The organism is Streptomyces sp. NPDC093225 (assembly GCF_044753805.1).
Lineage (GTDB): Bacteria > Actinomycetota > Actinomycetes > Streptomycetales > Streptomycetaceae > Streptomyces.
In genome coordinates this window covers 1-22,807 of sequence record NZ_JBIVNX010000052.1, presented here as the reverse complement: position 1 = coordinate 22,807, position 22,807 = coordinate 1, and the positions used below count along the sequence as shown (strand labels likewise).

At 75.1% G+C, this 22,807-nt stretch carries 18 protein-coding genes and 1 pseudogene; 8 read left to right on the top strand and 11 right to left on the bottom strand.

Annotated elements, in window-relative coordinates; genetic code table 11:
• From ACIQCH_RS32165 to ACIQCH_RS32140, 6 genes and pseudogenes are all read right to left on the bottom strand, one after another.
• Positions 1 to 859 (bottom strand): annotated as a pseudogene (locus ACIQCH_RS32165) (hypothetical protein); the annotation flags it as partial.
• A gap of 352 nt (positions 860 to 1,211) precedes the next feature.
• A complete protein-coding gene (locus ACIQCH_RS32160; protein ID WP_402586757.1) occupies positions 1,212 to 1,502 on the bottom strand; it encodes a hypothetical protein in 291 nt (96 codons plus the stop codon).
• The gene (locus tag ACIQCH_RS32155; RefSeq protein ID WP_402586755.1) at positions 1,502 to 1,696 is read right to left on the bottom strand and encodes a hypothetical protein; all 195 of its coding nucleotides are present in this window, start codon (positions 1,694 to 1,696) and stop codon (positions 1,502 to 1,504) included. Before ACIQCH_RS32155 ends, ACIQCH_RS32160 begins: the two co-directional genes overlap by 1 nt.
• A 206-nt stretch (positions 1,697 to 1,902) precedes the next feature.
• A complete protein-coding gene (locus ACIQCH_RS32150) occupies positions 1,903 to 3,117 on the bottom strand; it encodes an MAB_1171c family putative transporter (RefSeq protein WP_402586753.1) in 1,215 nt (404 codons plus the stop codon).
• Positions 3,117 to 3,641, bottom strand: a complete 525-nt coding sequence (locus ACIQCH_RS32145) for a regulator component (RefSeq protein WP_402586751.1) — start codon at positions 3,639 to 3,641, stop codon at positions 3,117 to 3,119. Before ACIQCH_RS32145 ends, ACIQCH_RS32150 begins: the two co-directional genes overlap by 1 nt.
• A gap of 80 nt (positions 3,642 to 3,721) precedes the next feature.
• Positions 3,722 to 4,276, bottom strand: a complete 555-nt coding sequence (locus ACIQCH_RS32140) for a hypothetical protein (protein WP_402586749.1) — start codon at positions 4,274 to 4,276, stop codon at positions 3,722 to 3,724.
• 207 nt (positions 4,277 to 4,483) lie between these two features.
• On the opposite strand from ACIQCH_RS32140, the gene ACIQCH_RS32135 reads away from it, so the two are divergent.
• The 6 genes from ACIQCH_RS32135 to ACIQCH_RS32110 all read left to right on the top strand — a co-directional run bounded on the left by ACIQCH_RS32135 (position 4,484) and on the right by ACIQCH_RS32110 (position 10,278).
• The gene (locus tag ACIQCH_RS32135; protein WP_402586747.1) at positions 4,484 to 5,479 is read left to right on the top strand and encodes a LuxR C-terminal-related transcriptional regulator; all 996 of its coding nucleotides are present in this window, start codon (positions 4,484 to 4,486) and stop codon (positions 5,477 to 5,479) included.
• Between the two features lie 224 nt (positions 5,480 to 5,703).
• Entirely contained in the window at positions 5,704 to 6,981 is a 1,278-nt protein-coding gene (cbiE, locus tag ACIQCH_RS32130; protein ID WP_402586745.1) for a precorrin-6y C5,15-methyltransferase (decarboxylating) subunit CbiE, read from the top strand.
• Positions 6,978 to 7,727: a precorrin-4 C(11)-methyltransferase gene (gene cobM, locus ACIQCH_RS32125; protein ID WP_402586743.1), complete on the top strand. Its 750-nt coding sequence runs from the start codon at positions 6,978 to 6,980 to the stop codon at positions 7,725 to 7,727. The genes cbiE and cobM overlap by 4 nt, the downstream gene beginning before the upstream one ends.
• The gene (locus ACIQCH_RS32120) at positions 7,717 to 8,490 is read left to right on the top strand and encodes a cobalt-precorrin-6A reductase (RefSeq protein ID WP_402586741.1); all 774 of its coding nucleotides are present in this window, start codon (positions 7,717 to 7,719) and stop codon (positions 8,488 to 8,490) included. The genes cobM and ACIQCH_RS32120 overlap by 11 nt, the downstream gene beginning before the upstream one ends.
• A gap of 246 nt (positions 8,491 to 8,736) precedes the next feature.
• A complete protein-coding gene (locus ACIQCH_RS32115) occupies positions 8,737 to 9,093 on the top strand; it encodes a carboxymuconolactone decarboxylase family protein (protein WP_030208398.1) in 357 nt (118 codons plus the stop codon).
• Positions 9,094 to 9,237: 144 nt separating this feature from the next.
• Complete coding sequence (locus ACIQCH_RS32110; RefSeq protein WP_402586739.1) at positions 9,238 to 10,278, top strand: hypothetical protein; 1,041 nt, start codon at positions 9,238 to 9,240, stop codon at positions 10,276 to 10,278.
• 73 nt (positions 10,279 to 10,351) lie between these two features.
• Here the strand turns inward: ACIQCH_RS32110 and ACIQCH_RS32105 are convergent, their stop codons facing one another.
• Genes ACIQCH_RS32105 through ACIQCH_RS32095 form a run of 3 tightly spaced genes read right to left on the bottom strand, consistent with a single transcriptional unit; the run spans position 10,352 to position 14,127 of the window.
• Positions 10,352 to 11,950, bottom strand: coding sequence for a precorrin-2 C(20)-methyltransferase (locus ACIQCH_RS32105; RefSeq protein ID WP_402586737.1), 1,599 nt, complete (start codon positions 11,948 to 11,950; stop codon positions 10,352 to 10,354).
• Entirely contained in the window at positions 11,947 to 12,594 is a 648-nt protein-coding gene (locus tag ACIQCH_RS32100) for a precorrin-8X methylmutase (RefSeq protein ID WP_402586735.1), read from the bottom strand. Before ACIQCH_RS32100 ends, ACIQCH_RS32105 begins: the two co-directional genes overlap by 4 nt.
• A 24-nt stretch (positions 12,595 to 12,618) precedes the next feature.
• On the bottom strand, positions 12,619 to 14,127 hold the full coding sequence (locus ACIQCH_RS32095) for a cobalamin biosynthesis protein CobG (RefSeq protein WP_402586733.1): 1,509 nt from the start codon (positions 14,125 to 14,127) through the stop codon (positions 12,619 to 12,621).
• Between the two features lie 346 nt (positions 14,128 to 14,473).
• On the opposite strand from ACIQCH_RS32095, the gene cobN reads away from it, so the two are divergent.
• Together cobN and ACIQCH_RS32085 are read left to right on the top strand one after the other, a co-directional pair.
• Complete coding sequence (gene cobN / locus ACIQCH_RS32090; RefSeq protein WP_402586731.1) at positions 14,474 to 18,082, top strand: cobaltochelatase subunit CobN; 3,609 nt, start codon at positions 14,474 to 14,476, stop codon at positions 18,080 to 18,082.
• Positions 18,083 to 18,229: 147 nt separating this feature from the next.
• Positions 18,230 to 20,509: a germacradienol/geosmin synthase gene (locus tag ACIQCH_RS32085; RefSeq protein ID WP_402586729.1), complete on the top strand. Its 2,280-nt coding sequence runs from the start codon at positions 18,230 to 18,232 to the stop codon at positions 20,507 to 20,509.
• A 109-nt stretch (positions 20,510 to 20,618) separates the two neighbouring features.
• Here the strand turns inward: ACIQCH_RS32085 and ACIQCH_RS32080 are convergent, their stop codons facing one another.
• Together ACIQCH_RS32080 and ACIQCH_RS32075 are read right to left on the bottom strand one after the other, a co-directional pair.
• A complete protein-coding gene (locus ACIQCH_RS32080) occupies positions 20,619 to 21,131 on the bottom strand; it encodes a hypothetical protein (protein WP_402586728.1) in 513 nt (170 codons plus the stop codon).
• 129 nt (positions 21,132 to 21,260) lie between these two features.
• Complete coding sequence (locus tag ACIQCH_RS32075) at positions 21,261 to 22,481, bottom strand: glycoside hydrolase family 6 protein (protein ID WP_402586726.1); 1,221 nt, start codon at positions 22,479 to 22,481, stop codon at positions 21,261 to 21,263.
• Between the last annotated feature and the right edge of the window lie 326 nt (positions 22,482 to 22,807).

Genomic DNA, 22,807 nt, shown 5'->3' with positions numbered 1-22,807 from the left:
CGTCCCCGTTCCAGTCACCCGTCAACGGCACGTCACCCGCCGCACCGAACCCCGCGTACCCGGCCAGGCCACCATTCGCGTCACTGACGTAGAACATCGATCCCTCCGACCGGTACACACCCGCGGTGGTAGGACGTACGGCGACGTCGTCGACGATGTTGTCGTACCGGTACGCCTTGTAGTTGCCCGAGGTCAGGTAGCTGCGGGTGTAGGTGGCGTTGCGGGCGTTGGTGCCGGGGTGGGCCTCTTCGATGATGTTCGCGACGGTGTGGCTGCTGTCCGTCCAGCTCTTGAAGAGGACGACGTGGGCGTCGACGTTGTCGAGCATGTCGCCGGGCTTCAGCTCGTCGTAGCTGCCGAGCCTGGTCGCGAAGTTGGGCAGGGTCCAGGTGGTCTCGCCGTAGTTGTTTGCGCTGGAGGACGGCAGGTGCCAGGCCATGGACACCAGGCCGGAGCAGTCCTGGCGGTACTTGCCGTTGGAGTCCGTCCAGTAGGCCGTCTGGCTGCACGGGACCGACTGGTTGACCCAGGACTGGGCCCGGGCGAGGACCTCGCCGCGGCTGATGGTCCCGCCGACCGAGGAGTCCGCCGCGAACGCGCCGGCCGACGGGGCCGGTGCCGCGCCCTTGGTCTTGGCCCTGCCCGCGGCCATCTGCGCCGCGGTCGCCGTCGTCGGGTTCTTGACCGTGGGCCGGAACGTGGTCGTGTGACCGGCAGCGGCCGGAACCGACGCCGCGGGAGCGGGGCCGTGGCCCGCGGCGGGGGCCGCCGAGGCCGGCACACCGAGTGCGAGCGCCATCGGGAGCGCGGCGGCGGCGACGGTGGGCAGGGCGAGACGGCGGAAGAGGTGCTGGGACATGACGGACTGACTCCTGTGGTCTGGATGGTCGTGGGCGCCGACCAGCGGCGGCCGGCCGGAACGGCGGTGGGCCGTACGGGGCGTGCCGGTGGAAGGCGTGATGTCTGTGGGAGTGGTCCGGATCGGACCGGGGCCGCGCGGCGCGGTGGGCGTGCCGGGGCACGGGGCAGCGATCACCGCGGCAGCGGCGGGGGAAGGGGAAGCGGAAGGACGGCCGTATCGAGACGTCGTCCGGAACTCGGGGCGGTCGGCTGCACGCGGGCCGGGGCGTCGGCGTCGGCTCGGGGCGTGCGGCGAGGTCGGTCGGCCGTCAGCCGTCAGCCGTCAGCCGTCAGCCGTCAGCCGTCAGCCGTCAGCCGTCAGCCGTCAGTGTGGCGGAGTATCCGTGGACGCCGGTGCCGCCCGAGGCGAGTACGGCGGCCAGCAGGCGCTGGGCCTTGACGTACGCGGTGTCGGTGCCCGTGGCACGGACGAAGAGGACGACCTCCACCCGGGAGGTCCCGGCCCAGGCACGGACGTGCTCGAGTGCGACCTCGGGTGCGGCGTGGGCCCACAGGGCGTCCACCAGTACGTGGACCTGGCCCTCGCTGGGCGTTCCCCCTCCCCCCGTCATCAGCGTGAGATGGACGGGCACCACCTGCATCAGTCCCAGCCGATGGCGCCGGCCGGCGCGCCGGCCGGGGTCACCGTGTCGTGCGCCGGGGACACGTCCCAGCCGATGGCGTCCTTGGCGGAGGCGGCCGACGCGGCGTGGGCGGTCGTGGCGAGCGGCGCCGCGGAGAAGGACAGGACGGAGGCGACGAAGGCGGCGGCGAGCAGGCGGGCGGTCTTGGACATGGCTGTACCCCAGACGGATGGCGACGGTGGGAGCGGGCCCGGCCCGGTGGCCGGACCGGAAGGGCCCTGGGGCCCCGGCGGGGAGCTGCTGCTCACCGCCGTTCCGGTGATCACCATCTTGGTCGCCCGCAGAGGCGCCCGGAAGGCGCTCGGGCCGTCACGTTCCGGCCTGGCCGCATCAGGACGCAGCGGCCGCTGACCAGCCGTCATGCACCGCGCGGTACACGTCCATAGGCCTCGGCGACCTTCAGGAGCCAGCCGATCTCCTCGCGGGGCGTCCTGGCGTTCCACGGCAGGGGAGCCGCGCCGCCCTCCCGGTACCCGTCCCCCTCCCCGTGGAGCACGGCGTGCAGCCAGGCCGCCTCCGCGCGGGCGTGCGGCTCCTCGGCGAGGCCCGTCCGCGCATCCGCGGTGACGGTCCGCGCGACCGCCGCGACGGTGCCCGCGCCGGCCCCGTGCACCCCGGTGCCGCCGCCGGGCCCGCCGTACGCGGACCGCTCGCGCAGGACGAGGCACGCGTCGCGGATCTCGAAGGCCCGGTGGGCCACGTCCAGCGTCCGGTCGCCGAGGATGAACAGGTCGCGGGTGCGGCCCACGCGCGGGCCGAACGCCACCTCCGGCACGGCGTGGAGCAGGTCCGCCCACAGCGGGTGCAGCCGCCACAGCGCGTACTGGTCACGGCCGTAGCGTGCGAGGCCGCGCAGCGGCGGCAGGACGAGACCGACGGCGAGGAGGAGCAGGATGACCACCGGCAGGGTTTCGGAGACGGGGTCCACCGTCCCCGGCCCCGGGGTTCCGGGCCGGCTGTGCTGTTCGGCGAGGAAGAAGACCCGGTAGGCGGTGTAGCCGACGGTCAGCGCACAGCCGCCGGCCAGGCACACCACCCCCGACCTCAGGACGCCCCGGGGCACGCTGCGCCGGTTCGACCAGAAGAGCCGGGCCGCCAGCGCCCCGGAGGTGCCGAGGTAGGCGTAGACGATCCCCTCGTACAGCCGCACCGACCAGTCACCGAGATGGGCGTCGGTCACCCGGCTCGGCGGCCCGTCGGGATCGTGCTGGAAGAAGAAGACGAAGACGACGGTCAGGGCCAGTGCGGCGGCCGCCGCCGCGGCGATCCGCAGCCGCGCGGTCCACGGCCGCCGCGGTCCGCGGCCGTGGACCGTGATCACGTACTCCAGGATGAAGTAGTTCGACGCCAGGCCTGCGAGGTGCTTGAGCAGGACGGACAGGTCGGGTGATCCGGTGGCGGCACGGACCAGGTGCTCGACGGCCGGCGGACGGGTCGTCAGCGCGACGGCGATCGAAACGAGGAAGCCCCACAACAGGCGGGACGGGCGGCTGCCGTTGCACGCGGAGGGCGCCCGCCAGAGCACCAGGAGCCACAGGAGCGCCGGCAGCGTGAACACGTAGACGTGGTACATCAGTCTCCCCGCCAGGACCGCAGACGACGGATGGGGTGGGCCAGGCTCGCGGCCATCCGGCGCGAGGACGGCGTGCCCTCCCGGTCGGCGTCCGCCAGGTCGGCCAGCAGTACGGCGATCATCTCCGCCTCCTGCTCCTCGACGGTGTCGAAGTTGCTGCGGGCCGCGCCGAACGTCCGGGCCACCAGTTCGGGAGTGAGGTCGGTGAACGCCCGCGCCAGCCGGGTGAGATCGACGTTCCGGGAGTGCCCGCACAGCACGTGTCCGAGTTCGTGCAGCTTGATCAGGTCCTGGTGCGCGGGGCTGGTCCTGGGCTCGTAGAAGACCACGTCCACGCTCGGCAGAGCGATCCAGGCACCGCAGGGCACGGTCGAGCCGAGGTCGGGGAGCGGCTCCATGACGATCGGGCGCCCGCGGTGGCGGGCCAGCACGTCGCGGAAGGCGTCGACCGTGAACGGATCGGGCAGCTCGATCCCGGCCAGGACGGCCTCGCAACGCCTACGGAGTCCCCGCGGTACGGGCATGGCGGAAGCGCATCCTTCGGGTCGGCGGTCGGCACTGGGCGGCGCATCACCGGTGGTCAGCCGGCCTGCCTCCCGCCACCCTACTGAGGCGGGTCGCCGTCGCCCGCCCCGGGACGCTCCTGCGGGTGGCCCGCCTGGCCCGAGGCCTCCGCCTCCAGGGCGCTCAGGCGCTCCGCGAGGGCGACCAGCATGCCCAGGCTGTTGTCGGAGAGCCCCGACGCGCGCTGGGCGAGTCCGACGACCCCGCCGTCCACGGCCGCCCGCAGGCCCGCCAGCCGTTCCAGGGACTGCAGTTGTCCGTCCACGGCGGCGGCCCGCGCATCGTCGAGGAAGTACGTCGCGCCGGAGCGGATGCCGAACGCCAGACCCAGCCAATCCAGTGTCTCCACCGTCGGGTTGGGCGGGTGGCCCTTCTGGGTGGTCGCCTGGTGCAGGTTGCGGATGGTGTCCTTGGAGATGACGCTGCGGCCCGCGATCCCGTTGACCCGGTCGGCCAGTTCCCGGTACGCGGGAGCCTTCCCGCCGGACCGGGCGGCCTCGCGGACGATCAGCCCGTCGAGCCGCTCGGAGATCTTGCGGGCGCGGTCGGGCAGCGAAGCGAACCCACGGCGTTCGCCGCCTTCGTCCAAGGTCATCCCCGAGCTCCGATCAGTAGTGCCCCAAGATACCCCCGCCCCCGCGAGACGGCGATCACGATCGCCAGTCGCCCCTCCCACCTGCGCACGGGGACCAGGGAGGCTTTCCAGCGGAAGTCTCACCAAACACCCTTCGGTGCTTGATCGGTGACGGAATGAAACCTAAGCTGACGGCGATTTTAATCGTCTCTGTCGGGGGGCAGACGCATGCTGGACGTACTCGGACTGGACCGCACCACCGAGGCCGCCTACCGGGCGTTGCTCGCCCACCCGGAGGGCAGCGTGACCCAGCTCGCCGAGCAGTTGGGCGTCTCCGAGTCGGCCGTGCGCGACGCACTGGACCGACTCGTCGACCTCCGGCTCCTGCGCGCCTCCAGGGACGTGCAGGGCTCCCTGCGCCCGGTCAGCCCGGAGCACGGCCTGGAGATGCTCCTGCAGCGGCAGGAGGACGAACTCCGGCGTCGCCGCCAGGAACTCGAACTGAGCAAGGCCGCCGCCGCCCTGGCCATCGCCGAGTACGCCGACCTCCGCACCGACGTCCCGGCCGCCGCTTCGGAACGCCTGGTCGGCCTCGACGCCATCCAGGCGAAACTCGAGGTACTGGCAAGGGAGTTGACCGAGGAGTGCCTGGCGGTGATGCCGGGCGGGGCGCAGTCCCAGGCCAGCCTCGACGCCTCCAGGCCGCTGGACGAGGCGGCGCTGCGCCGCAGCGTGTCCCTCCTGACGCTGTACCAGGACAGCGCCCGCCACGACCCCGCCACCTTCGCCTACGCGCGGTGGATGACCGAACAGGGCGGCATGGTGCGCACCTGCCCCACGCTCCCGCCCCGCATGCTGGTCTTCGACCGCACGGTCGCGGTCGTCCCCATCGACCCGGCCGACACCAGGCGCGGCGCCCTCTGCACCCGCGAGCCCGGGGTCGTGGCCTCGCTCGTCGCCCTGTTCGAACAGACCTGGCAGCACGCCGTCCCGCTCGGCGCCGACCGCTCCCAGGGCACCGACGCCGGCACCGGCCTGACCACGGCCGAGCAGGAACTCCTCCGCCTCCTCGCCGCGGGCCTCACCGACGAGGTCGCGGGCCGCCGGCTCGGCATCTCCGCCCGCAGCGTGCGCCGGCAGATGGCGGCCCTCATGGAACGCCTCGACGCCTCCAGCCGCTTCGAAGCCGGCCTGAAGGCCGCCCAGCGTGGCTGGCTCCAGTGACCGCGCTCCGGTAGCCCGCCCGCCGGCCCGCCGGACCCGAGGTCGCACCGCGCGCCCCGCCCGGTGCGGCACCCCCGTCCACCGGCCGCACGACCCGCGGGCCGCGGGCGGGCGCACGCAGGCGGCCGGGGTGAGGGGAGCCACACGCCCCGCGGCACCAGCGCTGGTCAGCGGCCAGTAGAGTCGGCCTCCTCCCCTCCAGCGACCCCCCGAGGACCCGGCACGTGAGCTCCGCAGCGCACCCGTCACCCGTCAGCGTGGTCGGCATCGGCGCCGACGGCTGGCCCGGGCTCTCCCCCGCCGCCCGCCGCGCGTTCACCGAGGCCGACGTGGTCATCGGCGGCAAGCGGCAGCTCGACCTGCTGCCCACGGCCGAGGTCACCGGCGAGCGCGTCGGGTGGCCGTCGCCGCTGCGCCCGGCGGTCCCCGGGCTGCTCGCCGCCCACGCCGGCCGCCGGATCGCCGTACTGGCCAGCGGGGACCCCATGTTCTACGGCATCGGCCGCGCGCTCAGCGAGGAACTCGGCGCCGACCGGTTGCGGGTGCTCCCGCACCCCTCCTCCGTGTCGTACGCGTGCGCCCGCCTCGGCTGGCCGGTCGAGGACACCGAGGTGGTGACGCTGGTCGGTCGCCCGGCGGGCAACCTCGCGGCGGCCCTGCACGACGGCCGCCGGCTGCTCGTGCTGAGCGCGGGCGCGGCCACCCCGGGCGACGTGGCGGCGCTGCTGCGGGAGCGCGGGTTCGGGCCCAGCCGGATGACGGTGCTGGAGCAGCTCGGGTCCGAGGAGGAGGCGTACGTCTGCGGGCGGGCCGCGGACTGGCCCCATCCGCCCGGCGACGCCCTGAACGTCATCGCGCTGGAGTGCCGGCGCGCCCCGGACGCGCTGCGGCTCGGCGCCGTCCCGGGCCTGCCGGACGCGGCCTACGAGCACGACGGCCAGCTCACCAAGCGGCACGTGCGCGCCGTGACGCTGAGCGCGCTCGCGCCCGCCCCCGGCGAGCTGCTGTGGGACATCGGCGGCGGCTCCGGCTCGATCGCCATCGAGTGGATGCGCACGCACCGCTCCTGTCGGGCCGTCACGGTCGAACGCGACGAGGTGCGCGCCGAGCGCATCCGCCGCAACGCGGACGTCCTGGGCGTGCCGGGCCTGCGGGTCGTGCGCGGGGCCGCCCCCGCGGCGGTCGCCGAACTGCCCGCGCCCGACGCCGTGTTCATCGGGGGCGGGTTGACCGCGCCCGGCATGCTGGAGGCCTGCTGGGCGGCGCTGCGGCCCGGCGGCCGGCTGGTCGTCAACACCGTCACGCTGGAGTCGGAGGCGCTGCTGGCGCGCTGGTACCGGGAGCACGGGGGCGAACTGGTCAAGCTCGCGGTCTCGCACGCGGTGCGGGTCGGCGGCTTCACCGGCTGGCGGCAGGCGATGCCGATCACGCAGTGGTCGGTCACCAAGCCGGCGGCCGCGCCGGCCGGGTCGGAAGACGTCACTTCGGGAGAGCACAAATGACCGTGTACTTCATCGGCGCGGGCCCCGGCGCCGCGGACCTGATCACCGTGCGCGGCGCGCGGACCCTGGCCGCGTGCGGGGTCTGCCTGTACGCCGGCAGCCTGGTCCCCCGCGAGCTGCTGGCCGAGTGCCCGCCGGACGCCCGGCTGGTGGACACCGCACAGCTGAACCTGGACGAGATCGTCGCCGAGATCGTCCGGGCCCACGAGGCCGGTCTCGACGTGGCACGGCTGCACTCGGGCGACCCGTCCGTCTTCAGCGCGGTCGCCGAGCAGATGCGGCGGCTGGACGCCGCGGGCGTGCCGTACGAGGTCGTGCCCGGCGTACCGGCCTTCGCGGCCGCGGCCGCCGCGCTCAAGCGGGAGCTGACGGTGCCGACGGTCGGCCAGACCGTCATCCTGACCCGGATCGCGCAGCAGGCCACGCCCATGCCGGAGGGCGAGGACCTCGCCACGCTCGGGCGCAGCGGGGCGCTGCTGGTGCTGCACCTGGCGGCCCGGTACGTGGACCGGGTGGTGGCCGAACTGCTGCCGCACTACGGCGCGGACTGCCCGGCCGCGGTGGTGGCGATGGCCAGCCGGCCGGACGAACTCGTGCTGCGCGGCACGCTCGACGACATCGCGGGCCAGGTCAAGACGGCCGGGGTGGTGCGGACGGCGGTGATCATCGTGGGCCGCACGCTGGCGGCGGAGGAGTTCCGCGACAGCCACCTGTACTCGCCGGAGCGCGACCGGCATGTCTGCTGAGGCGGCGCCCCGGCACGTGCTGGTGCTGGGCGGCACCACCGAGGCCCGGCGCCTGGCCGAGACCCTCGCCGGGCTGCCCGGCCTGCGGCTGACCACCTCCCTGGCCGGCCGGGTGGCCCGGCCGGTGCTCCCGCCCGGCGAGGTCCGCATCGGCGGCTTCGGCGGGCCCGAGGGCCTGGCGGCCTGGCTGCGCCAGCACCGGGTGGCCGCACTGGTCGACGCGACCCACCCGTTCGCGGAACGGATCAGCTTCAACGCCGCGGCCGCGGCCCGGGCCGCGGGCGTGCCGCTGCTCGCCGTGCGCCGGCCCTCCTGGCAGCCCCACGAGGGGGACGACTGGCACCCGGTCGACTCCCTGGAGGGGGCGGCCGCGCTGCTCGCGGACGGGCGCCTCGGCGAGCGCGTGTTCCTCACCACGGGGCGGATGGGGCTGGCCGCCTTCGCCGGGTTGGACGGGCCCTGGTTCCTGGTCCGTTCGGTCGACGCACCCGACGGCGCCCGCCCGCCGCGCACCGAAGTCCTGCTGGACCGGGGGCCGTTCACCCTCGACGGGGAGCGCGCGCTGCTGCGCGCGCACCGCATCGACGTGCTGGTCACCAAGGACAGCGGCGGCACGGCCACCGCCCCGAAGCTGGCCGCAGCCCGCGAGGCCGGCATCCCGGTGGTCGTCGTCCGCCGCCCGCCGACCCCGCCGGGCGTCCCGACCGCCCCGGACGTCCCGACCGCCGCCGCCTGGGTACGGGACACCACCGCGCTCTCCTGACGGCACCGCGCCTTCCGGCCGCCGCCGCGCCCTCCTGAGGCACCGCGCCTGCCGAACACCGCTGCCGCCTCCACCGGCCACCGCGGCCCCGCTCCGCCGCCGGACCGGCCGTTCCGGCCCGCACGCCGGCTCGGCGCGCGGGACCACCCCGGCGTGCCTACGCTGGATGCGCAACCGTCGGGGGCACATGGGGGCCCGCGTCGACGGGTGGACACGACTCCTCTCACCACAGCGAGGCGGACAACCATGGCTACTACATCCGACACCCCGGTGCTCGACACGATCGCCGCCATGACGATCGACTCCCTCGAGCACTGCCACATGGACGAGCGGACGCTCATCCTCGCCCGCCTCGCCGCGCTCGTGGCCATGGACGCACCCGCGATCTCCTACATGGCCCACATCAACCCGGCGATCAAGGCCGACTTCACGGTCGAGCAGCTGCAGGACCTGCTCGTCGCCATCGCCCCCGTCGTGGGGACGGCGCGCGTCATGTCGGCCGCCGGTCACATCGCCCAGGCGTTCGGCGTGGCGATGGCCATGGCCGAGAGCGAGGCCGAAGCCATCGCGCAGGCCGAGGCCGACAGCCGCAGCGGTTCCTAGGCACCGCCGGCACGACCCCTCCCGTACCCCTTCATCCTGCCTCTGACCTGCACGGACCTCCATTACCCCGCGGGTAATCGCGGACGTCCGCGCGGCCCGGCAGGGTTGTCGTCGAGCAGGCGGCAACGAGAAGGGGTACGGGACATGTTCGGATTCACGGGTCGGCGGGGCACGGTCGGGCTCGCGGTACTGGCGCTCGCGGTGGGGGTCTCCACCTCGGCCGCGGCACTCCCGGGCGGCGGCGCGGGCGCCGGGGCGGGCGACTGCCCCGAGGTCCGCGGCAAGGTCGAACGGCTGGAGGGCCGGATCACGCCCAACGCCTGCGCCTTCATGCAGCGCCAGATCGCGTTCGGCGAGCTGCCCACCGGGGCACTGCCGGTGCCCGGCGACCTCGGGCACCCGCGCGTGAAGGCGTACCTGGACATCTTCGACCCGGAGGCCTCGCTCTGGGAGGCGGGCGCCGCCGCCCAGCGCGGCGAGGCCGTCATCGGCACCTCGATCGCGCGATCGCTGCGGATCGCGCCGGACCTGGCGTACCGGGGCACGCAGGTGGTCACCGAGGGCAGCACCATGATGTTCGGCCAGTGGAACGAGGTCACGCTCAAGGGCCGCAAGGTGGCCTACCCGCAGGTCGCCCGCAACGTGCTCGGCGACGACGGCAGGACCCTGCAGGCACGCCGCTACTACGACCGTCACGCGCTGTTCGCGGACACCGTGCCGGGCGCGCCGGCCGGTCTCTTCGCGGGCATCGCCGACCCGGCCCCGGGCGGGCAGGAGGACCGGAGGTCCGCGGAGCGGGTGCGGGCGGCCGAGATCCCGGCGCGGCTGGCGATGTGGAACGGCGAGGACGCGGAAGGGCTGTCGGCCCGCGTCCGGGGCGCCCGGCTGGCGGGGCCGGGGCTGGCGTCGCCGCTGGTGACGGAGGCCGGCAAGCGGGCGTACCTGGAGCGGTTCTTCGCCACCGCGGACGTCCGACTGCGGGCCGGCCAGGCCGCCTTCGGCCGCACGACGACGTACCTCGAGTGGCACGGCACCGCCACCACCAAGGGCTTCGGCACGGTCCCCTTCGGCATCGTCGAGCGGTTCGGACCGGACGGCGAGTGGGAGCTGTACTTCGACACGCTGCCGCTGATCGCGAGCGGCTCGGGGATCGGATCCCTCTTCGCCGAACTGGCCACCCCCTAGCGGGCCGGGCGGCCGGTGCGGCGGGTCCCCGTCCGCGCTGGGCGGACGGGGACCCGGCGTGCGGTGGGCCGGACTACGCCGGCGGGTAGCGGCGCGGGGTCCACACCACCGGCGGGGCGTCCGGGGTGCGGCGGGCCAGCTGGGTCTGGGACGAGCCGATCAGCAGGATCGTCCGCATGTCGACCTGGCCCGGGTCCAGGTCGACCAGCGCGACGGTCCGTACGGACTGCTCGGGGCCGCCCACGTCGCGGGCCATCACGACCGGCGTGTCCGGGGCCCGGTGCTCCAGCAGCAGCTCCCGCGCCTTGGCGACCTGCCACGTCCGGCTGCGCGAGCCGGGGTTGTACAGGGCCATCGCCAGGTCGGCGCCGGCGGCCGCGGCCAGCCGCTCGGCGATGACCTCCCACGGCTTGAGCCGGTCGGAGAGCGAGATCACCGCATAGTCGTGGCCCAGCGGGGCGCCCGCGGCGGCCGCGGCGGCGTTGGCGGCCGTCACGCCCGGCAGGACCCGCACCGGCACGTCGCGGTACTCGTCCTGGGCCGCCACCTCCAGCACGGCCGTGGCCATGGCGAAGACGCCCGGGTCGCCGCCCGAGACGACGGCGACGCGCTTGCCGCGCCGGGCGAGGTCGAGCGCGAACTCGGCGCGCTCGGACTCGACCTTGTTGTCCGACCCGTGCCGCACCTGGCCCGGCCGCGCCGGCACCCGGTCGAGGTACGTGGTGTAGCCGACCAGCACCTCCGCGTCGGCGAGGGCCCGCTTGGTTTCGGGGGTCAGCCACAGCGGCCCGGCGGGCCCGGTACCGACGACCACGACCCCGCCCTGCCCGGTGGCGGTACGGGCCGCCGCCTCGACCGGGTTGCCCACCCGGCTCGGCACGACGGCCACGGCGAAGTACGGCACGGTGCCGGGGTCGACGTCCGCGAGGTCGCCGAGGCGCTCGCCCGCCATCGTGGCCCGCTCGACGTACCGCGCCTCGGCCAGCCGGCCGGAGGTCTCCAACGCCCCGCGGACCGCCGGGAAGGTACGGCCGAGCTTCATCACCACGGCGGAGTCGGTCGCGGCCAGCCGGGCCGCGAGCTCCTCCTCCGGCAGGGTGCCCGGCAGGATCGTCAGGACCTCCTCGCCCTCGACGAGCGGGGTCTGGAGCCGGGCGGCGGCCGCGCTGACGGAGGTGACGCCGGGGACGACCTCGGTCGGATAACGGTCGGCCAGCCGCTTGTGCATGTGCATGTACGAGCCGTAGAAGAGCGGGTCGCCCTCGGCGAGCACGGCCACGGTGCGGCCCGCGTCGAGGTGTGCGGCGAGCCGGGCCGCGGCGGACTCGTAGAACTCCTCCATCGCGCCCTGGTAACCGCCGGGGTGGTCGGTGGTCTCGGTGGTGACCGGGTAGACCAGCGGCTCCTCGACGTGGTCCGCGCGCAGGTACTGCGCGGCGATCGAGCGGGCGATGGACCGGCCGTGCCGGGCGCTGTGGTACGCCACGACGTCGGCCTCGCCGATGACCTGCACGGCGCGCACGGTCATCAGCGCGGGGTCGCCGGGGCCGAGCCCGACGCCGAACAGCCGCCCGGGCACGCCCTGTTCGGGGCGGAGGGTGGGCTGGGTGCCGGGCTGGGCGGTGGGCTGGGTGCCGGGCTGGGCGGTGGGCTGGGTGCCGGGCTCGCTCATTCTTCCTCGCTCGCGATCGCGTTGATGGCGGCGGCCGCCATGGCGCTGCCGCCGCGCCGGCCGCGCACGATCAAGTGGTCGAGGCCCGACGGGTGTTCGGCGAGCGCGTCCTTGGACTCGGCGGCGCCGATGAAGCCGACCGGGACGCCGATGACGGCGGCGGGCCGGGGCGCGCCCTCCTCGATCATCTCCAGGAGGCGGAACAGTGCGGTGGGCGCGTTGCCGACGGCCACCACCGAGCCCTCCAGCAGGCCCTGGTCGCGCCAGAGTTCGAGTGCGGCGGCGCTGCGCGTGGTGCCCATCTTGCGGGCCAGCTCGGCGACCGACGGGTCGGAGAGCGTGCACACGACGCGGTTGTCGGCGGGCAGGCGCTTGCGCGTCACGCCGCTGGCGACCATCTGGACGTCGCACAGGATCGGCGCGCCCGCGTGCAGTGCCGCCCGGCCGCGCAGCACGACCTCGGCGGTGTAGCCGAGGTCGCGGGTGAGGTCGGTCATCCCGCAGGCGTGAATCATGCGCACCGCGACCTGGGCGACCGAGGCGGGCAGCCCGGCGAGGTCCGCCTCGGCGCGGATCGTGGCAAAGGACTGGCGGTAGATGGCCGCGCCGTCCTTCTCGTACTCGAACACTGTGTACTCGCTCATTTCTTCACTGCGGTCGGTGAGGGGTCACGGAACCTGAGGGGTCTGTGGGAGGGCCCGGGCGGCGGCGACGGCGGCGGCGAGGCGCTCCGCGGCGGTCGGGCCGTCCACGGCCCGGGGGACGTGCGGGGGTGGGGAGTCGGTCGGGGCGTGGGGGCCGTGCGCGGGCGGGGTGACGGTGTAGCCGTCGGGCGTGGCCACGACGTCGACCCAGGCGGTGCCGCGCGGGTGCCCGCACCTGCGCGCGCAGCCGGACCAGTGCACCGGCAGTGCGCCGGCCGCCCGGTCCGCGACCGCGCGGGCGTCGGCGCGCACGTCGGCGTGCGACTTGGCGCAGCCGGGGCGGCCGGTGCAGGCGGTGACGGTTTCCCACGGGCTGCCCGGCGCCACGACGAGACCGGCCGCGGCCAGCCGGGCCGGCGCGTCGGCGGGGGCGTCCGGGAGGACGACGCTGCGCCACGGCGTCAGGCGCAGCTCGCCGGCGCCCTCCTCCGCGACGGCGAGCAGGGTGCGCCACTGCGCGGTGGTCAGACGCCCGAGGGGGATCAGCGCGCAGAGGGCGGCGGGCCGGGGCCGCGGACGCCCGTCGTCGACGCCGGAGGCGTCGGAGCCCTCAGTCCCCCGGCCGCCGTGGGACCCGGGCCGCGGCGGCGTCGCGTGCGGCCGGGCGGCGTCGGGGACGTACCCGGCGTCGATGCCGGACGCGGTCAGGCGGGTCGCGAACTCCCGTGCGCTCAGCGCGTGTTCGGCGGGCAGCTCGGCCACGCGCCAGGCCTTGGTGCCGGCGGCGGCCTCCGCGTCGAGGAAGTACGCGGCGGCGAGCAGGGCGGCGCGCGGCACGTCGGCGCCGGCGACGGCCACCGCGTCCGCGGCGGCCCCGAGCCGGACCAGGGCCTGCGGCCCGGCCGTGCGAACGGCATCCCCGGCCGACGGGGCCGGCAGCAGCCCGGTGGGCGGTGGGGCCGACCCGTTCCGCCGTGCCGGACCACGGCCCGGCACCTCCGCGTCGGCTCCCGCCAGGACCGTCACGTCCGGGTCGAGGGCGGCGACGTCGCCGCGGCCGTCGTCGAAGGCGAACAGGAAGCGTCCCGACAGGGCCGCCGCCCGCGGGTCCGCGCAGAGCAGGCGGTCGAACTCCCGCACCCACGGCAGGACGTCGGGGCGGCCGGCGGCCCCGCAACCCGACAGCGGTGTCGCCACGATGTTGCGGACCCGCTCGTGGGTGGGGGCGGGCAGCAGGCCGGCGGCGTCGAGGAGGCGGGCCAGGTCGGCGCCGCAGGCGTCGGGCAGGCCGCGGAGTTGGACGTTGCCGCGCGAGGTGAGTTCCAGGTGCCCGTCGCCGTGCCGGTCCGCGGCGTCGGCGAGGGCCGCCGCCTGACGGGTGGTGAGCAGACCGCCCGGCAGCCGGACGCGTGCGAGGTGCCCGTCGTCCGCCGCGTGCAGCCGCAGCGCACCGGGGCAGGCGTCGCCGCCGTCCCGTATGACGGGTACGTCCCGGGGAGCGGTGGAGGGGGGCGGTGGCATGGCGGCGAGCATACCCACGATTCCGGAGCCCCGGCCTGTGGCCGTCACCACCCTCCGCGGGGCGAGAAAGGGGCGGCCACCTGTGCCGATCGTCTCGGGCCCGCTATAGGATGCCCCTCACCGGGCCGTCTGGCCCGGTACCGCCGAAGGCGGCGTCATGGGAGGAAGCCCGGTGCGATTCCGGCGCGGTCCCGCCACTGTGAGCCGGGCGGCAGCGAAGGGCGCGTAGCGACCCGACGGGGGTGGAAGACCTCTTCGGGAGACGTGACGCGCGCGGCGCGGCAGCCGGGTGAGTCAGGAACTCCCGCCGTCCTTCACTGCCCGGGGCGCGGAAACCCCGAGGAAGGCCAGACGCCGCATGATCCTGCTGCTGTCGACTTCGGACACCGACCTGCTGAGCGCCCGTGCTGCGGGGGGCCCGGTCCCGTTCCGGTTCGCCAACCCCAGCCGCCTCCCCCTCGACGACCTGCCCGCGCTCCTCGCGGAGGCCGACCTCGTCGTCGTACGCCTCCTCGGCGGCCTGCGCGCCTGGCAGGAGGGCCTCGACGTGCTGCTGGCCCCCGGCCAGGACAAGCCGGTCGTGGTCCTGACCGGCGAACAGGCCCCCGACGCCCAGCTGATGGAGGCCTCCACGGTCCCGATCGGCATCGCCGCCGAGGCGCACGCCTACCTCGCGCACGGCGGTCCGGAGAACCTGGAGCAGCTCGGCCGGTTCCTCTCCGACACCGTCCTGCTCACCGGCCACGGCTTCGAGGCGCCCGCCGCCGCCCCCTCGTGGGGTCCGCTGGAGCGCACCGCCCGCGAGGACGTCACCGGCCCCACCGTCGCCGTGCTCTACTACCGCGCCCACCAGATGAGCGGCAACACCGCCTTCGTCGAGGCCCTGTGCCACGCGGTCGAGGAGGCCGGTGCCCGCCCGCTCCCCCTGTACGTCGCCTCGCTGCGCGCCCCCGAGCCGGAGCTGCTGGCCGAACTCGGCGCCGCCGACGCCATCGTGACCACCGTCCTCGCCGCGGGTGGCACCCGGCCGGCCGACGCCTCGGCCGGCGGCGACGACGAGTCCTGGGACGCCGGCGCGCTGGCCGCGCTGGACGTGCCGATCCTGCAGGCCCTGTGCCTGACCGGCTCGCGCGCCGACTGGGAGGAGAGCGACGAGGGCCTCTCCCCGCTCGACGCCGCCAGCCAGGTCGCCGTGCCGGAGTTCGACGGCCGCCTGATCACCGTGCCGTTCTCCTTCAAGGAGATCGACGAGGACGGCCTGCCCGCGTACGTGGCCGACCCCGAGCGCGCCGCCCGCGTGGCCGGTACCGCCGTGCGCCACGCCCGCCTGCGCCACGTGCCGAACGCAGACAAGCGCCTGGCGCTCGTCCTGTCCGCGTACCCGACCAAGCACTCCCGCATCGGCAACGCCGTCGGCCTCGACACCCCGGCCAGCGCGGTCGCGCTGCTGCGCCGACTGCGCGCCGAGGGCTACGACTTCGGCCCGGAGGCGGAGATCCCGGGCCTGGTCTCCGGCGACGGCGACGAGCTGATCCGCGCCCTGATCGAGGCCGGCGGCCACGACCAGAACTGGCTCACCGAGGAGCAGCTCGCCAAGAACCCGGTGCGCATCCCCGCCGCCGACTACCGGCGCTGGTTCGCCCAGCTGCCCGCCGAGCTGCGCGAGCAGGTCGAGGAGCACTGGGGCCCGGCCCCGGGCGAGATGTTCGTGGACCGCACGCACAACCCGGAGGGCGACATCGTCCTCGCGGCGCTGCGCCGCGGGAACCTGCTGGTCCTCATCCAGCCGCCGCGCGGCTTCGGCGAGAACCCCATCGCGATCTACCACGACCCGGACCTGCCGCCCTCGCACCACTACCTGGCGGCCTACCGCTGGATCCAGGCGGCCCGCGAGGACGGTGGCTTCGGCGCCGACGCCATGGTCCACCTGGGCAAGCACGGCAACCTCGAGTGGCTGCCCGGCAAGAACGCGGGCCTGTCGGCCGCCTGCGCCCCCGACGCCGCCCTCGGCGACCTGCCGCTGGTCTACCCGTTCCTGGTCAACGACCCGGGCGAGGGCACCCAGGCCAAGCGCCGCGTGCACGCCACCCTCGTCGACCACCTGGTGCCGCCGATGGCCCGCGCCGACTCGTACGGCGACATCGCGCGCCTGGAGCAGCACCTGGACGAGTACGCCCAGATCTCCTCCATGGACCCGGCGAAGCTGCCCGCGATCCGGGCGCAGATCTGGACGCTGATCCAGGCCGCGAAGCTGGACCACGACCTGGGCCTCGCGGAGCGCCCGGACGACGACGGCTTCGACGACTTCCTGTTGCACGTCGACGGCTGGCTGTGCGAGGTCAAGGACGCCCAGATCCGCGACGGCCTGCACGTCCTGGGCGGCGCCCCGACCGGCCCCGAGCGGGTCAACCTGGTCCTCGCGATCCTGCGGGCCCGCCAGATCTGGGGCGGCACGACCGCCCTGCCGGGCCTGCGCGAGGCGCTGGGCCTGGACGAGTCCAAGGCCACCCGGACCTCGGCGGACGAGGCGGAGGACACCGCCCGCGCGCTGGTCGAGGCGATGGAGGCGGCCGACTGGGACCCGGCGGCCGTCGCCACCGTCGCCGTGGGCCACCCGGCCGGCGTGGCCGACGTGCTCGCCTTCGCCGCCCGCGAGGTGGTGCCGCGGCTGGCCGCGACCGTCGACGAGCTGGACCACGCGGTGCACGCCCTGAACGGCGGCTTCGTGCCGGCCGGCCCCTCGGGCTCGCCGCTGCGCGGCCTGGTCAACGTGCTGCCCACCGGCCGCAACTTCTACTCGGTCGACCCCAAGGCCGTGCCCTCCCGCCTGGCCTGGGAGACCGGCCAGGCACTGGCCGACTCGCTGCTGGAGCGCTACCGCACCGACAACGGCGAATGGCCGGCCTCCGTGGGCCTGTCCCTGTGGGGTACGAGCGCCATGCGCACCGCCGGCGACGACGTCGCCGAGGCCCTCGCGCTGCTCGGCGTCCGCCCGGTCTGGGACGAGGCCTCGCGCCGCGTCACGGGCCTGGAGCCGATCCCGGTCGCCGAGCTGGGCCGGCCGCGCATCGACGTCACGCTGCGCATCTCGGGCTTCTTCCGCGACGCGTTCCCGCACGTGATCGGCCTGCTGGACGACGCGGTGCGGCTGGCCGCCTCGCTGGAGGAGAGCGCCGAGGACAACTACGTGCGGGCGCACGCCCAGGCCGACCTCGCCGAGCACGGCGACGAGCGCCGGGCCACCACCCGCATCTTCGGCTCCCGCCCGGGCACGTACGGCGCGGGCCTGCTCCAGCTGATCGACAGTCGCGACTGGCGCACCGACGCCGACCTCGCGGAGGTCTACACGGTGTGGGGCGGGTACGCGTACGGGCGCGAGCTCAACGGCCGTCCGGCGCGCGCCGAGATGGAGTCGGCGTACAAGCGCATCACGGTGGCGGCGAAGAACACCGACACCCGCGAGCACGACATCGCCGACTCGGACGACTACTTCCAGTACCACGGCGGCATGGTCGCGACCGTGCGCGCGCTGCGGGGCACCGCCCCGGAGGCGTACATCGGCGACTCGACCCGACCGGAGACGGTCCGCACCCGGACGCTGGTGGAGGAGACCTCCCGGGTCTTCCGGGCCCGCGTGGTCAACCCCAAGTGGATCGAGGCGATGCGCCGCCACGGCTACAAGGGCGCCTTCGAACTCGCCGCCACGGTCGACTACCTGTTCGGGTACGACGCCACGACGGGCGTGGTGGCGGACTGGATGTACGACAAGCTCACCGAGGCGTACGTCCTGGACCCGGAGAACCAGGCCTTCCTGAAGGAGGCCAACCCCTGGGCCCTGCACGGCATCGCGGAGCGGCTGCTGGAGGCCGAGTCGCGCGGCATGTGGGAGAAGCCGGACCCGCAGGTGATCGAGCAGCTGCGCCAGGTGTTCCTCGACACCGAGGGCGACCTGGAGGGCGGCGAGTAGCGGACCGGCCCGCGGGGCACCCACTCGATCGGGTGAACTCCCCCATGCGGTACGGAAGTCACGGGTAGGGCTCGCACGATCTCTGTGCGGGGGGCCGTTGCCGAAACGGTCCCCCGCCGCTCTGTGCGAGAAAGGGCCGAGCCCGACGTGACACAGCCGTTCCGCCTGCCGGACTTCTACGTCCCCCATCCGGCGCGCCTGAACCCCCACGCGGACACCGCGCGGTCCCACACCACGCGGTGGGCACGGGACTTCGGGATGCTGGAGGGCTCCGGCGTCTGGGAGCAGAGCGACCTCGACTCCCACGACTACGCGCTGCTGTGCGCGTACACCCACCCCGACTGCGACGCCGAGGCCCTGTCGCTGGTCACCGACTGGTACGTGTGGGTGTTCTTCTTCGACGACCACTTCGTCGAGTACTACAAGCGCACCCGGGACCGCGAGGGGGCCAAGGCCTACCTCGAAGGGCTGGCCGCCTTCATGCCGATGGACCTGGCCGACGGCTTCCCCGAGCCCTCGAACCCCGTCGAGGCGGGCCTGAAGGACCTGTGGCTGCGCACCGTCCCCGCGATGTCGACGGACTGGCGGGCCCGGTTCTCGGAGAGCACCCGCAACCTGCTCAACGAGTCGATGTGGGAGCTGCACAACATCAACATCGGCCGGGTGGCGAACCCGCTGGAGTACATCGAGATGCGCCGCAAGGTCGGCGGCGCGCCGTGGTCGGCCGGCCTGGTGGAGTACGTCGCGGCCGAACTGCCCGCGCGGGTGGCCCGGTCCCGCCCGCTGGAGGTGCTGCGCGACTCCTTCTCCGACGCCGTCCACCTCCGCAACGACCTCTTCTCCTACCAGCGCGAGGTGCAGGACGAGGGCGAACTGTCCAACGCCGTCCTGGTGCTGGAGACGTTCCTCGGCTGCCCGACCCAGGAGGCGGCCGAGCTCGCGAACGACCTCCTGACCTCCCGGATCCAGCAGTTCGAGCACACCGCGCTCGCCGAGGTCCCGGTCCTGGCCGCCGAGGCGGGCCTGACCCTGGGCGAGTCCGCGGCCGTGGCCGCGTACGCCAAGGGCCTGCAGGACTGGCAGTCCGGCGGCCACGAGTGGCACATGGTCTCCAGCCGCTACATGAACGCCGAGGCCCGTCCGACCCCGGCCGTCCGGCTGCCCTTCATGCCGGAGGGGCTCGGGACCACGGCACTCGACGTGCGGTCGATGTTCACCCCTCGGTCGGTGGAGCTGCGCCGGCGGTCCTACGCCCACGTGCCGGTCCGGCGCGTCGGGCCGGCGCTGCTGCCCGAGTTCGACCTGCCGTTCGCCCTCGGGACCAACCCGCACCTCGACCACGCCCGCCGCGCGGTGGTCGACTGGTGCAGGGAGGCGGGACTGCTCCGGCCGCAGCCGGGCGATCCCGCCTCCGACCTCTGGACGGAGGAGCAGCTGGTCGGCTTCGACTTCGCGCTGGCCTCGGCCGTCATCGACCCCGACGCCACGCGGGAGGAACTGGTCCTCAGCGCCCTGTGGCTGGCCTGGGGCACGTACGCCGACGACTACTACCCGAAGGCGTTCGGCGAGACGCGGTCCCCGGACGCGGCGCGCGCGGCCACGCAGCGGCTGATCGCCATGATGCCCGTCGGATCGGGGACGGCGCCCGACGCGGCGCCCGAGGTGGCGCCCGAACCGGTCACGGTCCTGGAGCGCGGGCTGAAGGAGTTGTGGGCGCGCACGGCCGCGGGCATGAGCGTGCCGGTGCGCGAGGAGTTCCGGGCCACGCTCGTCGACATGCTGGAGAGCTGGGTGTGGGAGGTGGACGCCGCCACGGCGCACCGCGTCCCGGACCCGGTCGACTACGCGGAGATGCGGCGGCGCACCTTCGGCTGCGCCATGACGATGTTCATGGCCCGGCTCGGGCACGAGGGCAAGGGCGTGCCGACCGAGCTGTTCGGGGACGGGGTGATCCGCTCGCTGGAGAACGCCGCCTCGGACGTCGGAGCGATGATCAACGACCTGTACTCGTACGAGAAGGAGGTCGAGGTCGCGGGCGAGCTGCTCAACCACGTGCTGGTCGCGCAGACGTTCTTCGGCATCGACTACGAGCGGGCCGTCCCGATCGTCGCGGACCTGGTGCGCCGGCGGACCGAGGAGTTCGTGCACGTCCGCGACAACCAACTCCCGCTGCTCTACGAGGACAACGGCTTGGACGCCCCGTCCCGCGCCGCGCTCGACGCGTACGTGCGGGAGCTGGAGGACTGGATGGCCGGCCTGCTCCACTGGCACGCTTCGACGCAGCGCTACCGGCCCGCGGAGCCGCACACCACCGCCCCCGCGCCACGCCGGGCGGCCTCCTTCCCCGCCGACTTCGGCCGTTCCGCGGTCATCGGCACGGCGGCGGCCCGGCCGCCGTCGACGCCCTTCACCCGCGCGGGGCGCTGACGCCACGACGGTGCGGAGGCGGCGGGGTGACGGTGCGGGGGGCGCGTGCCGGGCGACGGGCCCGGTGGTGCCGGGGCGCGGCGGGCCCGGTGGTGCCGGGTCGACGGCCTCAGGGCAGGAGGTCGTACACCGGCACCCGGGGGACGGAGATCGCCTCGGCATCCGGCAGCCCCTGCCCGCGACGGACCTCCACCCTCAGCGCGTGCAGCCGGTCGCGGAACACCCGGTCGCAGGCCTGGAACGGCTCCGTGTCGGCGGCGTTCCCGGCGGCCACGGCCCCGCGCAGCTCCCGCAGCGCCCGCCAGACCTCCTCGCACGCCTCCGCCGTCGGCGCGGGCGCCAGCAGCTTGACCTTCTGGCGGGCGCTGGCGGCGCCCGACTCGTCGACGATCTGCTTCACCCGGGCCGGGTTCCGCTCGGCGGCCCGGCTGCGGTGGGTGGCCAGCACCATCAGGGCCTCGTAGCCGACCATCGTGGTCAGGATGAACTCGGCCGCCAGCTCGGCGTCGCGGTCCAGTCGCTTCTGGTCCCGTTCCCGACGCCACCGGACCTTGTCCACGACGATCGTCGAGGTGACGCCCGCCGCGGTACCGCACAGCGTCGCCACGAGCGTGACCCACATACCGGCCCCCTGTCCCGTCCGTTGCGGGAACGCTAGGGGGGCCGGTTCCCGGCTGTCCAGGCCTGACGGGAGCTCAGGAGGGAGCGCGCCGGGCGAACTCCGCGGCACCACGGGACGCCGCCGCACCGGTCAGTGCAGGAGTGCCGGGCGGGCCAGCCGTACGAGTTCCAGGGCCTGCTCCGGGAACCAGGCCCCGGCCGGAGGGTCGACCGTGCCGCGCTCCGGGTCCGTCGGGCCCGCGGTACCGCGCAGGCACGCGCCGTCGGACTCCCCCGGGGTCTTGATCCACAGCCGGGCGTCGTGCAACGGGTCGCCGGTGCGGGTGGTGGGGCGGGCCCCCAGGCCCCGGTCGGGCGGGTTGCACCGTTCCTGCGGGTCGGCGTACCGGTCGGCGGGGGCGGTCCAAGGGCCCTGCCCGTTGCGGCTGCTGTCGGTGACGAAGTGCTTCATGGCGGCCGGGTCGGTCGTGCCGAGGCGGGCGGCGAGCCACGCGGCGGCCTCGTTGCGGGGCCGCCACTGGTCGGGGCAGTCGGCGGGGTCGCCGCCGACGTCGGCGTACCGCAGGCAGGCGGCGACGAGGTGGGCGAACCAGGCACCCGCGTCGTCCGTCTCGTAGGTGGCGGTGTTGACCGCGAAGCCGGTGGCGCGGGCGATGCCGGCCTGGCGCAGCCGGGGCACGATGGTGGTGACCGGGTGCCAGGTGGCGTGGCCGGTGTCGAGGTACACGTCCGCGGCCGGCTTGGCCTCCAGGGCCTCCACGGCGTACGCGATCTGGGAGTAGCGGTCGGCCGTACGGGTCCCGCCCAGGGCGCCCCCGCCGTCGGCGCACTCGCGCGGCAGCAGGGCGAGCGAGTCGGGCTCGAGGACCACCAGGGCCCGGTGGTCGTCGATGCCGCGGGCGACCGCGTCGATCCAGGAGCGGTAGGCGGCGGAGCCGCCGGCACCGCCCGCCGGGTACGGCGAGCAGTCGCGGCCGGGCACGTTGTGGAGCACCAGGACGGGCAGGGCGCCCTGCCGGGCGGCGGCCAGCACGGTGGTGCGGGTCCGGGACTCGGCCCGGGCCGGGCTCGGGTCGCCGAGCCAGACGGCGTGCGGGGTGCCGGCCATCGCGGTGATCGCGGCGGCGTCGGCCGTCCGGCCGGCGGCGGCCAGTTCGCGCGCCTGGCGCGCGGCGCCGGGGTTCGGGGGCGGCGCGTACAGGACGGTGCCGGCCTCGGCGGCGGCGTCGGACGCGGTGTGGACGGCCAGGGCGGCGGTCGCCGTCCCGTGGGCGGTGCTCCACGGCGCCGGGGCGAGGACGGCGGCGAGCGTGAGGGCGGCCAGGGCCTTGGCGAGGGTTCGGCGGTGCACGGGGCTGACGCTGGCCGAGCGGGCGGCTCGCGCGCAAGCGGTGTTACCCGAGCGGCGCAAGGGCGCAACCCTTGTGGGTTGGTTGGGGGGCGTGGGAGTGGGGGGTTGGGGTGGGTGGTGGGGGTGAGTGGTGGGGGTGAGTGGTGGGGGTGAGTGGTGGGGGTGAGTGGTGGGGGGTTGGGGTGGGTGCGCGGGCGGCCGCTGTGGGTGGGCTCGACGGGGCGAGGTGTCCCGGGGCTGCGGAAGTGCCCCGTGGTGTGTGGGTCCCCTCGGTGCTTGACCCGGCAGGGCCTGCAGGCCCTGCGGCAGGCCCACCCCTGGGGCTT